11 protein-coding genes and 4 pseudogenes are annotated in these 12,861 nt (G+C 51.2%); 5 read left to right on the top strand and 10 right to left on the bottom strand.

Features of this window, described 5'->3' with window-relative positions; all coding sequences use genetic code 11:
• Positions 1 to 14 precede the first annotated feature (14 nt).
• Positions 15 to 313: pseudogene (locus tag CFU_RS19380) on the bottom strand (IS66 family transposase); the annotation flags it as partial.
• A gap of 255 nt (positions 314 to 568) precedes the next feature.
• Positions 569 to 1,321: a hypothetical protein gene (locus CFU_RS19375; RefSeq protein ID WP_041742465.1), complete on the bottom strand. Its 753-nt coding sequence runs from the start codon at positions 1,319 to 1,321 to the stop codon at positions 569 to 571.
• Positions 1,322 to 2,525: 1,204 nt separating this feature from the next.
• On the opposite strand from CFU_RS19375, the gene CFU_RS25610 reads away from it, so the two are divergent.
• Positions 2,526 to 3,014: a YopT-type cysteine protease domain-containing protein gene (locus CFU_RS25610; protein WP_190275182.1), complete on the top strand. Its 489-nt coding sequence runs from the start codon at positions 2,526 to 2,528 to the stop codon at positions 3,012 to 3,014.
• A gap of 158 nt (positions 3,015 to 3,172) precedes the next feature.
• On the opposite strand, the pseudogene CFU_RS25280 reads toward CFU_RS25610, so the two are convergent.
• Together CFU_RS25280 and CFU_RS25605 are read right to left on the bottom strand one after the other, a co-directional pair.
• Positions 3,173 to 3,643, bottom strand: a pseudogene (locus CFU_RS25280) (integrase core domain-containing protein); the annotation flags it as partial.
• A gap of 2 nt (positions 3,644 to 3,645) precedes the next feature.
• A complete protein-coding gene (locus tag CFU_RS25605) occupies positions 3,646 to 3,792 on the bottom strand; it encodes a transposase (RefSeq protein ID WP_190275181.1) in 147 nt (48 codons plus the stop codon).
• A gap of 1,037 nt (positions 3,793 to 4,829) precedes the next feature.
• Between CFU_RS25605 and CFU_RS25275 the strand changes: the two are divergent.
• The 4 genes and pseudogenes from CFU_RS25275 to CFU_RS19350 form a co-directional block, all read left to right on the top strand.
• Positions 4,830 to 5,138 (top strand): annotated as a pseudogene (locus CFU_RS25275) (helix-turn-helix domain-containing protein); the annotation flags it as partial.
• Between the two features lie 68 nt (positions 5,139 to 5,206).
• A complete protein-coding gene (locus CFU_RS25600; protein WP_148264899.1) occupies positions 5,207 to 5,413 on the top strand; it encodes a transposase in 207 nt (68 codons plus the stop codon).
• 252 nt (positions 5,414 to 5,665) lie between these two features.
• Entirely contained in the window at positions 5,666 to 6,589 is a 924-nt protein-coding gene (locus CFU_RS24060) for a hypothetical protein (RefSeq protein ID WP_190275180.1), read from the top strand.
• Positions 6,590 to 6,965: 376 nt separating this feature from the next.
• Positions 6,966 to 7,223, top strand: coding sequence for a helix-turn-helix domain-containing protein (locus CFU_RS19350; RefSeq protein WP_014007692.1), 258 nt, complete (start codon positions 6,966 to 6,968; stop codon positions 7,221 to 7,223).
• Positions 7,224 to 7,484: 261 nt separating this feature from the next.
• On the opposite strand, the gene CFU_RS19345 is transcribed toward CFU_RS19350, so the two are convergent.
• The 6 genes and pseudogenes from CFU_RS19345 to CFU_RS19330 form a co-directional block, all read right to left on the bottom strand.
• Positions 7,485 to 8,447, bottom strand: a complete 963-nt coding sequence (locus CFU_RS19345) for an IS481 family transposase (protein ID WP_041742459.1) — start codon at positions 8,445 to 8,447, stop codon at positions 7,485 to 7,487.
• Positions 8,448 to 8,472: 25 nt separating this feature from the next.
• Positions 8,473 to 10,203 (bottom strand): alpha,alpha-trehalose-phosphate synthase (UDP-forming), encoded by a 1,731-nt coding sequence (locus tag CFU_RS19340; RefSeq protein WP_014007691.1) that lies wholly within the window; start codon positions 10,201 to 10,203, stop codon positions 8,473 to 8,475.
• Between the two features lie 181 nt (positions 10,204 to 10,384).
• A pseudogene (locus tag CFU_RS24665) lies at positions 10,385 to 10,657 on the bottom strand (porin); the annotation flags it as partial.
• Positions 10,658 to 10,757: 100 nt separating this feature from the next.
• Entirely contained in the window at positions 10,758 to 11,060 is a 303-nt protein-coding gene (locus tag CFU_RS24660) for a site-specific integrase (RefSeq protein WP_148264898.1), read from the bottom strand.
• Positions 11,061 to 11,279: 219 nt separating this feature from the next.
• Positions 11,280 to 11,684 (bottom strand): TnsA endonuclease N-terminal domain-containing protein, encoded by a 405-nt coding sequence (locus tag CFU_RS24050; RefSeq protein ID WP_081466518.1) that lies wholly within the window; start codon positions 11,682 to 11,684, stop codon positions 11,280 to 11,282.
• A gap of 43 nt (positions 11,685 to 11,727) precedes the next feature.
• Positions 11,728 to 12,858, bottom strand: coding sequence for a YopT-type cysteine protease domain-containing protein (locus tag CFU_RS19330; protein ID WP_190275179.1), 1,131 nt, complete (start codon positions 12,856 to 12,858; stop codon positions 11,728 to 11,730).
• Between the last annotated feature and the right edge of the window lie 3 nt (positions 12,859 to 12,861).

Genomic DNA, 12,861 nt, shown 5'->3' with positions numbered 1-12,861 from the left:
TGATGAAGGCACAGATACAGGATCACCGCCGTCGTGTCGGACTTGCGCGACAACGTCTCCAGTGTGGCGTGCAACCAACGTTCCAGGTCGTCGACCAGCGGGCGAGAATGGCCCTGGCGAATCTGTCTTCGTTCGTCGGGCGGTTTGCCCCGGATTTCGACCTCGATCAGATACAGCTCGGCGATCCGGCGCAACGTTTCGGTAGTCAAGGCCGTCGGCCGGCCGCGTGCAGATCGTAGAACTTGCGCCGCATGTGCGCCCAGCATGCTGCTTCGCGGATCGTACCGTCTTCAAACAACGCATTGAAGCCGGCGTTATGTTGTACCGGAATTTATGTTGCGGCGGCGGTTTCGAGTCAGAATTTCTGCAATGACCGCTGACTCGTGCCCGCACATAAGAAATGGCCTACAAACTAAAGTTGCTTCAGAAATGCCATGAGCGAAGGCAACGTGGCTGCACGACGCGACGTTGCAGACAGTCCCGAGATGTCAACGCTGGCAAGCCGCCTTTGCTTTCATCTCCAGGTCTACCTCGGCGTAGATGTGTGTCGTGTCCAGAGAGACATGCCCTAGCCTCGTATGGGCAAGGTGTATCTCAGTTGCTCTTTGGCGTCGAGGTAGTGATCGAGGTAGTCAGGCGGCACATCGTTGAACGCCGAGACACGGCCGTCTGGATCAACATATTCCGTATAGAGGTTCCTTGTTCCCGCCGCTTGATCCCATACGTCATCGTTATTTCTTAATGCCTGAATAATGGCCCCGGCAGCTTCGGGGCCGGCTGGGCGCTTCACTCTCATTTTCGTGAAGCGATCCATTCGAGAATTGTCGGCTGGGCTTGCGGAGAGTGCCTCGGATAGGGCCTCGTTGGGTTCAGGCGGTCCGGGGGGCGTGGTGAAAAGCCGAATCGGCTCAGTGGTATTAATCCGCTCGCCGTATGTATATACCTTTTTGATCATTGGCCAAGGATCAACCACGACCGCGTGATTTCCGACTTCTCGGTCCCGCCAATCACCTATGATGACGTAATTGTGGTCCTCGTTCGATTCTTTGACCTGAAATACTGGCAAAGTGCGATGCATCTGGCGAAGCTCCGCCGCTGCCAGTCGACGATGTTCGCCGCAACTGCCGCCTCCCATCTCCTTGAGCGTTTTGATTTCTTCTACCTCATTGGCGCAGTGCCCGCCCTTGATCATGTCACGCGCGAGCTTCATCCGCGTCCAACTCCGTCCCCCGCTCGTCCAGATCGCCGCTTCTTGATTGGCCGGCCCATCCGGGAAGGTTTCATAGCCGGTCTTTTTGACCACTCGGCTGGCAATGCCCATGGCTTCGAATGTCTTTTTGGATACAGCAAGCCGATTAGGCGCGGGAGTGCCAACGATGGCGTCAAGACGTGAATCTCTCACGTCCGAAAGTGGTGAATACTCCTGCACGACTGAAGAGCGTGACGAACCGGGTCTGTTGAGAGGCATTTTTTCATACTCCGCTATTTTTTTTTGGGGGGGGGGCAGACGAGCTTGACACAATCCAGCGCTTACACACGGCCGGAGAGCGAAATCACGAATCCAGTGACGAAACTAGCGCACCCGCCGCCCCCTTGAGTAAGAACTTTAGCCAATGGCTTGATGCATGAATTCGGTCGCTGAGTGGTCTTGATTCCATCTGTATCGCTAACAGATATTATCGACAGGCGTGTGTTTTCCGTAGAAACTGCCGTTTTGCGAAACGCGTCGTGTTTTACACTGCGCCACAACCGCTTGACGAAGATGTTGCTCAGCACTCACCGTCACGCCGCGCAACAGGTATATTGATGCGGTTATGCAGGGGGAGTCGTATTGATGTGCAATTATGGACAGCTCACTTTGGCGCCATACCGCGCATAGCCGTGACGATCAGCGCCGTGCAATTGGAACACCCGTTTGGTCAAATCAAATCCGAGAATGTCGATATCTATGACAGTTCTCCACACGTAAATTGGATGAAACGCCAGTTTGATCCTATTGGTGGTGTCGGGGCCATCTCAGTAAATCAACACTGAAATTAATAGTTGCCAGCAGAAGTTATAGTCTTGAATACGTTTTACGGTCAAAAATTTCGCATGAGGGTGAGGTGAATTTTTTGTCCATGAGATGATGGTGATTAAATAACTCAATTCGGTAGAATATGGAAAACTTTCGCATTACGGGCCAATATCATCCATCGATCGACCCAACCTCGTCACAGAGGAATTCCAAGAATATTGAAGCATTAGAGAAAAAGAGTCCGTCGTCTTATCAAAAATCGAAATCAATATTGGATAGCCTGCCAAAGCGGACATCTACCAATCGCCCCGATTCTATTTCGTCCTTTAGAAAAATAGCAGTTTTAAATGGCATATGTTCGTCGCAGCCACGAGTTGACGAGCACTCATATGTGGGAGGTTCGTCAAGCTGGGCGGTACATAGAACCGCGCCGTTTGTTCAAGGTGATATATTGGAACATGAGGCGCCCGGACATGCAGGGGCATGTGTCATATACAGCTTTCTTTGGATGAATAAAATTGCCAAGCAGTCTGGCAATGCCTCTTCCAGAATGAATTCTCTAAGTCAATCAACTACTGAAGTGCTTCAGTTGCACCAGGAATACGCAAACAGGGTTTTCCAATGCAACAATGATCCTGATAATCAAGAGGATCCACTTATTCAGACGGCACGAGCATTAGGGGTTAGTCCAGCTGGAAACACCATTGCTGTCGATATTCTTACAGATGAAGAAGCCGCAATGACCTCACTTTCGGAAATTCTGAATAGGCCGGGCACCTCCAACATAATATGGTTGGGAAATGTAGACCCCAACTCAGCCAGCAATCACGTAATTGCTTCCCACGCAACTGGCGGCCGCGTTGTTTTGTTTGATCCCAATATAGGCGAGTTTCGCCTAAAATTATCAGAAGTACCTGTCGTCATGCGTGAAATTGTTGCCAGAAGCTCAATGCACTTTGCTGTTCCTGAGCTTTGCATTTTGCCAATGAGAGCTTAACAATCCATTTTCTGAGCGACAACAATGTAATCTAATTTTATTTTTCTCCGTCCCTGATCAACGTCCGGTCAGCAGCAACATATTTCGCTCATTACGCGGAAAATATGGGCAGTTTTTATGGTGATCTTGCCCCTGCATAACCGGACACAGGTTAGCGCCTAAATTGCGTCATTTACCTGAGTCTGACGCCCTAACTCCCTCCTGAACATGCGAGGCGCTTTCCACTTCAAAGCTGAATGCGGATGAACTTCATTGAAGTGCTCGAAGGCGTCTGGCAGTTGGTCGAGAACTGCGGCGGTGGTACTGCGATTCATCTGGTTGACATGGTCTCGCTTGAAGGTATTGACGAAGCTTTCCGCCATGCCGTTCGATTGCGGGCTGCGGGCTGCGGACTGGCGTGTGGGTCGGCGTCAGACCCAACTGTTTGGCAATGGCATGCGTCTCATGGGCCGATAAGCTCCACTATTGTCGCTTAGGAACTCCAATGTCGCCGGACCTGCATCGACATCGCCGAATCATTTCTCCACCCCTTCAATGAGCATCTCACGCAACGGTTCGCCAAATAGACCGCGGCCCGACCAGGCTCGCCAGGCAATGATTTCGCGATCACAGCAATCCTTGGTGAAGGTGACTAGCCCCTATGCCGTGCTACAAGGGAAACACTCATCCCCGGCTCGTAGGTGAGCCGAACCAGGGCGGCCTTCTCTTGCGCCGACCACCGGTGCCGACGTTGCTCCGTCACAGTGATTACTTCGATTGTTTGGTTATTTCTAGTCATATTTACAGTCGTATTCCTATGCGTAAAGATAACGCATAAACTGTGTCCGGTCATTCAGGGGCTATCTCAACGACCAGCAAAACTTGCTTCGCCTAAGGCGCTTCTTTTTCGCCTCTCGACATCCTAATAAAGATGGACTGGCTACTATGTAGCCTTTATTTTCTTGAGAGCAAAAATGGGGAATTGCATCGGTGGTAATAGTGGACGTTCGTCTTCGCTTCATCACACTCAGTTACAACGCTCAGACAGCGAAAACGCGGTTGAAACAGTATCCAATAATTTGAGAACAAAGCGTCCAGCGCACAGACATTCACAATTGCAAGGACTAGCTAGCAGTGGGATTCATCGGCGAAAAAGCGAAAACAATACAGCGAAACCGGCGGATCTGCTCCAGACAATGGAGCAACTCGCAGGAGACGCTACTGATTATAATCATCCACTCTATTTGGAGCTTTCGTCTGCTATGTGTTGGGATGCAGTGAAGCTGTGCGCAACAACGGCGGGAGTCCCGTTACACACGCTAAATGCTCAGCATGGACTAGTTTCGCAGTCAGATCGCCGAATTGATAGCCCTGAAGCGCTAATTCATCTGCCGACGGGACATGCCATTGGGTTTTTTGATAATGAAAGGCTAATTCACGTAATGCTCGGCACCGGGGGGGGGCATGCAGCCGGGAATAAGAATAACTGCATCGGTATAGGAAATCCGGTTGGATGGGAGTCACTGAATTTGGGGAACCTAAGGTGGAATCAGAACGGAAATGTCTTAGCCCCGGGCTTGTTGAGCCGTGAGCGGGAGTTGGTCGTCAGAAGTCGCGCCTTAGTGTAACGGGCAATGCAAAGTAGTCAACTTAGCAGTTGATGATGAAATCGTTCACCGAACGACTACAGTAGTAATCAGATTGATATAGGCTGGCTTCAGGTGTAGTAGTTCCGACTTGATCGGACAGAAGGCCTTGCCAAAGGGTGGGGTTACCCAGTTTGATAGGGGGGCGAATCTTTATTAAACCAGCGCGTAAACGCCAAGGAGTAACCCCATGCGTAGTGTTCCTCAGAATGTCATCAAGCACAAGGTCAACGTGCTCAATCTTGCTGCAGAACTTGGAAGCGTGTCCCGTGCCTGCAAGGTGATGGGATTTTCCTGCGACACGTTTTATCGCTATCAAACGGCAGTAGAGACAGGCGGTGTGGACGCCCTGATTGATGCCAACCGCAGAAAGCCCAACCTCAGAAATCGCGTTGAAGAAGCCACTAAAGTGGCCGTAGCTCAATTCGCCCTGGAACGGCCGGCGTTCGGCCAAGTCCGTGTATCGAACGAACTGCGTAAGCGTAGTGTTTTTGTTTCCCCACCAATCACCGCAGCCGATCTGTTGAACGACAGGGGGTTGCCGTTCCTGAACGCGCCGAAAGTGAATTGTCTTCTGCGGGCTCGCCGACTCGTCGTCCATCCGCGTCCGGGGCGACGATTTCTCGCTTCGAACACCCAGCGAGCCGCCAGGATATTTGCCGTATCAGCGAGGCGCTCGTGGAACAGTTCATCGCCAGCTTTTCTAGCCCGCCGAAAAATTTGATTCTCGATCTGGATCATTCCGAAGATGTGGGCTATCAGAACGTGTCCTGATGGTGAGAAGACTGTGCTGCTCTTGGAGTCGGCGCTTTCTCATACGAGTACAACGTTAAGTCCTGCTTGGTCGGTCGTTGCTCGATGGCGCACAACATCAGATGCACGGCCTACCTGGTTCGCTCGACTCGCCTTCGTTTATCCGAACTCTTCTTCGCTTCCACGCCAGGCATTTGTCAGCAAAAAAATGTACCTTGCACAAGCCATCATCTGTCCGGTCAATTCATCAATGTAAATGAGGATATAAATTTTATGTTTAAGGTATTTGGAAAAGGATCTTCGAGTAATGCGTGGAACCCGCTTGAGAATGCAGAGCAAGACATCGTTAAGGTACATGAAAATGTGAACGCACGAGCACTTGGCTTAAACTCATATGCGAATCGGACGGTGCGGGTATCATCTCCCGCGCTTGAACATCTTAAAGCAGCATCATGGGCAAACCGAGTTTCGAAGCAAATACTGAATAGTGGGGCGGGAAACCAGGAAACCGATATCCACGCCACATCAGGCGAAAGTTGGGCACGAGAAATTCTCGGACAGGACGCAAAGCTTCCCCAATTGCAGCGGGCACAAGTCACGCAAGGTGGCAATTGTCCAGTTCATGCAGCCGTCGCCGTCGCCGTATTAGAAAAATCTGCGTTAACTGCTCCGCTGCAACGCAGGCGGCAGACTTTGCCGAACGGGAATAGCCACGAATTCTTGCTTATAGGTGACCCAAGAGTAAGCCAATGGGGCGATCGAAATACGGTTGTGGTCGATCCATGGCCGGGTCATCCAAGCGCCTGTACGCTCGACCAAGCCGTACTCTACGACGCCAAGACCGGGAATGCACTCCCATTGGTCAGATTATCCGGTGAATTGAGAGAGGAGACATGGACCGAGAGAGCTCTGGATAAGAAAGATGCTAGACGCATGGAGAATATCCAACCGATGGATACGGAGAAAGTTAATAAGAAACTCATGAAGAAAAATTTGCCAGCAATTGGAGAGCAACTTGTGGCCCATATCCATCAGGAAGAGCAGGGGAACGTTCGCCGTGGGCGTCCACAGCTATTTGACGTACGCGTTGCAACTGACCCTAGCACAAGATACACAGACGATCATACGCATTCTGGGAATACCTTCGATGATATTTCTCTCCGTGTTATTAACCGTCAGAGAAGGGGGCGTGGTTGAAAGATTTAAAATGTTGAACTAAAAGTGATTCCAGGCCGGAAATTTGACCTGTTTGTGCCCGGGGTGTTGGTTTACTGAGATGGACCCGACACGACCAATAGGATCAAACTAGCGTTTCATCCAATTTACGTGTGGAGGTCTGTCATGGATATCGACATTCTCGGAATTGATTTGGCCAAGCGGGCGGCGACCACCCTTTGCGCTTATGAGTAGTTATATATGCTGATATTTATAGATAAGTATATTGCTACTCTTAATACTCAATTTAAGATAAATGAGTATTATCATGAGCAAAATCTTGAATGAGTTTTAAAACGCACGAAAGGCCACCGGCCTGACCCACGACAAGCTTGCGCGGCGCACAGGCGTAAGTCGGATGACGGTTCAGCGTACCGAGACGGGGAAGATTGCCCCACGCCTGTCGACGGTTCTGGTCCTTGCGCGCGCACTCGGCATGGACTTGATGCTGGTGCCGAAGTCGCTGCGGCCGGACCTCGAGAATTTTGTTCGGTCTGGCGGCCGGTTCCTTGGCCAGCCTTCGGGAATCGCCGCACCGCCGTCGCTGGTCGACAAGTTGCTGCAATCCGACGAGCCTGTTGGCAAAAAACCGTTTGTCATCGACAAGCGTGATTAACAAGTGTTTATTGGTTTGCGTCGATAACCTGGAGATCCAGCGCGTGGTGAAACGACTTCCTAAGCTCGCTCCGTAGTCGGGCTGGCACGTCACCAAAGATTCCATCCCTTACCGACCAAGGTTGGAGGTGGAGAAATTCGCAGGTAGCGTGCTGATGTACGTTATTTCGGAAGCGGATCAAAAAAAAGCGGCGCGAACTAGCAGTGAAATGGTAAAAAAATCATTGCTTGCCGGTCGACTTATCTGTGCGATTCACAGACATCATTTCAATTTTCGCAGCGCTAGTTCAGCACGATAATTCTGTTCCTGAAGACGCTCTTTCGATGGGTCGAATTTAGCACTAACCTCCTCCCATAGCAGCGCCTTGTCGGAGAGTTCGGCAAGGCGCTCGATAGGCGTTTTGCCATCGAGAGAACTATGTGGTCTATCCCAGTTGTAGTAGTGCTGCCTTTCCGCCAGCAAATCGGGCAGCAATGGATCTCTGATATCGACCGTGGAATAGAACTCGTCGAGATCAGTTCGTTGTGACCTTTCCACCTTGCCGTTTAGGTGCGGCGATGCGGGCTTGATGGGGCGAAACTTAATTCCCCACTCCAGAAGCCGCTCCTGAAATTTTGTGGCGAAAAACTCGCGCCCGCGATCTGTTTGAATTCGTTGGATCGCAAACGGCATTTCTTCGATCACTGCGTCGAAGAACTCCATCGTGTTGTTTGCTGTTCTGCGGCGAAAAAGCCGTAGGACCTTGTAGCGTGTGCAGTCGTCAATAGCCGTGTACTGATAGATGCCAGGCGCGATCTTGCAAACGTCCATTTGCACACGGTCACCTGGTGTGGGCCGGCTGTACCTGATGACTTGTTTTCTGTAGAGCCGTTTGTGATTCAGTATCGGCTTGCCAATGAGCTCCAGGACTTTATGGATCGTCGCAGTCGATAGCGAGATCTCGTGTAGGCGCCGCAGCTCATTTTGGATCCGCCGATGCCCTAGTTTGCGCTTGCGGAGATCTGCAATCAGCTGCTCATGCGCTGACAACACTTTCTTGAATGGAGAAGACTTGGGCCGGCGGCTTTCGTCTTGCAGGCCTGCCTCTCCATGTTCTTGATACCGGGTCCACCACTTCCGCAGCGTCGGCCGCGAGATACCGCAACGCAGGCATACAACGCCTGCGTTGCCAAGTTCCTCGTACAGCTGTACCCATCGTAGCCGCTTCCGGATATCGTCATTCATTACGCCATTTTAATTGAAACGATGTCTATGAATCACACAACTTATCCGAAGGGCGATTGACCATGGACAGAAATTCTAACTGAGGTGCGAGCCACCCATGTACGTTATACGTATTCACAGATTCACGGATTTTTTCACTCATTTCTTTGCGTTCCTCTTTCGTCATGCCAATCAAACTTCTTAAATAAACGGCGAGAGCGGGAATATCCCCTGATGGGAACATACTACGCTGACGGAATTGCTCCGAGGTTTGAGAGAATTCTTCTGACGCTCCCACACCCGTGGACATCACCATGACGCCAGGATGTACATCCTGGCCTGGCGCACCAGCGCCTTGCGCAGCGGCGAATTCCTTGACCCCAAGATGCTGACCATCCCACGGAGACGATGCCACGTATATATCGATCAACCGAAAAAGTTCTGGCAAAGACGCGCGACTCACCAATTCGTTGTGGTAAATGACAGGCGTCCAAGATGTAGTTCCATGGTCGTTTTTAGTTCCATACTTATTATTGATCTCCGCCACCAACTTTGCGATCTCATCGTGAGCTTCCTTATATGCGGGCAAATCTGACCGTGATGGCGCCGCAACTTGGACAAATACCAACTGTCCGTAAAGAGAGGGATTCACCTCAAGCAAATCAGCATACGCTTGAAGGCGCCCGAGAATGTCTTTAGTCCAATCTTCCCGATCAACGCCGCCTATCACCGTGCGTCCCAGTGTAACTTCATTTTCTACTTTGGTTAGTAAGGCCCGGTCATTCTCGTCTGTTTTGCCGCTTAAGAACTCTGGAACATCAATCCCGATAGGAAAAGACTTTACGCTGGTTGCCTTGCCGGAAACGATCACGTCATATGAACCGTCTTCAAGCCTCACCGTGGTACCTTCTAAATGCTCTTTCACGTAATTGCAAAAATTTTCCACGTCATTGTTGGTCTGTAGCCCGACGAGATCGCAGGAGAGCAGCGACGACATCAATTCCTTGTGGTTAGGCATTTTGTAGGCCTCTGCAGGCGTCGGTATCGGTATATGGTGAAAGTAGCCTATCGGATTTTCGATGCCTTTTTCCCGCAGGATTTTTGGAAGCACCATATGATGATAATCCTGAATAAGCACAATTGAGTCCGGCGCCACGTTCAGCCGGTCGATTACCTGCAGCGCAAATAAGTCGTTGACCTCCCGATAGGTCTCTATCTTGGGGGCTGGCATTATCAAATCCGCTCTGTAATGGCAGGCAGGCCAAATTACTTGGTTCGCGAATTCTTCATAAAACCCAATATGCTGCTTGTGGCTCAGAGGAAATTGTCTTACTTTTCCTCCATCGACAAAAGTATTTTCTGCGACAGTGAATACTTCACTAACTTTTTTGTTCGTAAAAAGCCAAAAATTTCCGGGCAGCTTGGCTACCGAAGCCACTGCTGGTACCAGTCCGCCTCCTGTACCTTCCGCTTGTGGAGAATTAACGTTGACCCCTGCGTTCGACACAAAGAGCACACTGCGGAGTGAGGGAATGACTGCCGCAGGTTTTTTGGGGTCGATCAACCGGTTCGACACAACGACCTGCCGTTTCGGCACATTCGATGACCTCGATGTCTCAGGCATCTTGCGCTTTTTGCGTGGGGGCAAACCTGCAAGCTCGAATGAGCTGCTTGGTGTGGAAGGTAAACGTTCCTGTGTTGATATGGAAAGCTCGTCGTTAGTTTGGGTATCTGTATTGGCGGGGCTGGCTAAAATTTGATTGTTATTGATGTGCATTTATTAACTTTCTGAATTTTTATTTATAGTTTGTTATTCCCTAACGTTATTAGACGGGATCGACTCGAAGCGCCTCGAGTGAGCAGCGAAAACTTGAGTCTCACGGCGAAGCTTTGATGCACGAAATACATGAAAAACTCGCTCTGTACACCCTCCTTGAAGAATCTGAATCGGCCGATAATTGGCCGCTCAAGCCAACGTAGGAAACACGCCCAAACAGTCGGCCACCCTGATTGAGAGCACCCGAATCTGGGGCGAAGCCGTTTTCGAGCATGAATATACCCTTCAAACCATTACCCAAGTCTTCGATACCGCGGAATCCGATTCGCGAGGGCGTTGTTCCAGTCAGGTTTGGCATCCGCACTAATCCTTGCTTTGCAGCACCAACATTGCTGAGATAGAGCAGTACCGTGGTGGTACCCATTACAGCATAGGCGGGGGACGCCAAGAGCATTACCGACCAAGCGCTTTCTGCTTTCAGCAACCCGAGCAGCGCCAACAACGCGCCACTGATAATGAAGCACGATATTGCCCAACGCCGGCGACCGACACGGTCAATCAGCAGGGCACAAACCAGGACTGCGACGGCACTGAGGAGATTCGAGACCGACGTCGATGACCCGAGAGTTCGTCAAAAAAACATGGCGCTTTTTTTTGCCTTTGGTCATCGAACTATCGAGGTTGATTTCTTCCAGCAGTTCGCCATCTATGCCGAGAACATGCCTCACTTTTAACGATACCATTTCTTTGGCCCGTAGTCCGAGTCCGAACGAACAATAGAGCAATGCGATATTCCGTTTTGCATGTGCTTTCTTTTTGGTCAAATTTACGACGCGCTTGAATTCTGCTTCCGACAACTAACCACTTCTACAATCGGAGGGCGAAAGCAGCAGGGGGCTTGGGTCCTACGGCCTCACTAGCGCATTATTTGTCGCTTGTTCAAATGTCCCACGTTTCGATTCTGTTCCCCCTCAAGAAACGGGGCCCTAATCGAATCATATGTCGGTTGATTTTGGGTTTCCCGGTAGGTATGGAGATAATTGATCGTGGCGCAATTGAGCGCACGACCAGCCTTATCAGGTGTATGGCCGACGTTTTTGGGGATAGGTTGTTTGCAGGGAGGTGAGCAGCTTTTTTCGGCAAAGCGCGCGCGCCGCACGAAACTTAGGTTTGAGTTCTCGCCACTTGTTTCGGTAGCCCTCACGATATTTCACCTCATACAAGATTGGCGAATGCCGCAGTTCGCGCTTGAAGACAATCAGGCCATCGGGGGTGTATTTGCTCAGACGGCCCCGCCATCTCAAAGGTATGGTGATGGGCTGCGGTTTGAATCTCTCAACCGAGTTGCTAAATCGCAACAATTCCATTAACTCCCGCTCCAACGTCGATTCAAAACGGCCAAATTTTGGGACGTTACCGCGGACGCCCCGATTGCCGGAGCGGATTTTTCGAGCTGGTTCACAGGCTAGGATTATGTCCATATATAAATTCTGTCAGAAATTTCATCTATCTTCTCATTTAATACTAGATATTACAGCCGCCACGGCGACGCAAATCGGTGTGGCTCATCGAAGACGGCTTCTCTGCCAGATCAATCTCGGTAACAGATTGCCTTTCACTGTTGAGGTTGGAGTGCGATGGCGCGGAAGTTGGGCCGCTGTCGTGCAGGCTTCGACATAGTGCAGCGACAGGAGTATCGTCGAATTCTGGGCTGACGATACACGGTGCAATGTCGATCTGGGCAACGGTGTTCCCGAGATCCAACTTGATTTGTTCATTCAGCGTTTTCAGAAAATCAGGCAGCCGATGATTGGGAACATGAAATTCTCCGTAGTTAGGATCGAACAATGTCATGTGTCCTTGGCCAGCATTATGGATTGCCCAGGTGTGCCGCGGCGACTGGCGCCCCGGAAGACTGAGCCGCAACATCGCATACCCGGAGATTGTTTCAAGCGCGCTGGGAAGCGCCTCCATGCGTAGATTGGAATGCGAGTTGACATGCAGCGCCATGCGATTGAGGTCGTTGATGGTCTTGGTGTAGATCGCATCGTGGGTGCCAGGCTTCGAACTCCACGCATCGATGCCAAGCAGGCGTCCGATGCTGAAATCGTCGGCGCGATTATCGCTATAGGCGCTCTGATGGATATTCGCATGGACCGCACCCTCGAACGATGCCAGCGCGTTGAGCCGATCCGTGGCGGCGGCTAGCGGACTAGCTTCACGCAATCTCATCCATATATGGCACTGCCCATTGCAGGCGCCTTCCCAGCGGCTCATCTCTTCGTCGCTGAAATGAGTTAAGAATGCTGCACCCTGATTGGTTCGGGCCAGCAACGCAGTCTTCAGGCTCGGAAGCAGGTCACCTCCCCAGTTCCTGTCTGACTCAATCTGTTGCGCCGATGGAATTGCGTGCGGGCCTTGGCTGCGAACGTCCCTGACAAAAGGGAGGCGCGCGGACCTGCGCGCCGGTTCCGGCCGGATCTCCGACGTCGCGCTGGATACCCGGCGCGGCAATCCATCAAACGACTCACCGCGACGCTGTCGTGCAACAGGCCGGGCGGGCTGAGCGGAAGCGTTCTCACGGTCAACCGAAGAAAGCTCATCGACCGGGGAAAAAACGGGATGTTCGGCAGCCGAAGACACTTTGGGTGGCATAAC

Source organism: Collimonas fungivorans Ter331, assembly GCF_000221045.1.
GTDB classification, from domain to species: domain Bacteria; phylum Pseudomonadota; class Gammaproteobacteria; order Burkholderiales; family Burkholderiaceae_D; genus Collimonas; species Collimonas fungivorans_A.
The sequence above is the reverse complement of the archived record's forward strand: the minus strand, read 5'-3'. Positions and strand labels throughout refer to the sequence as shown.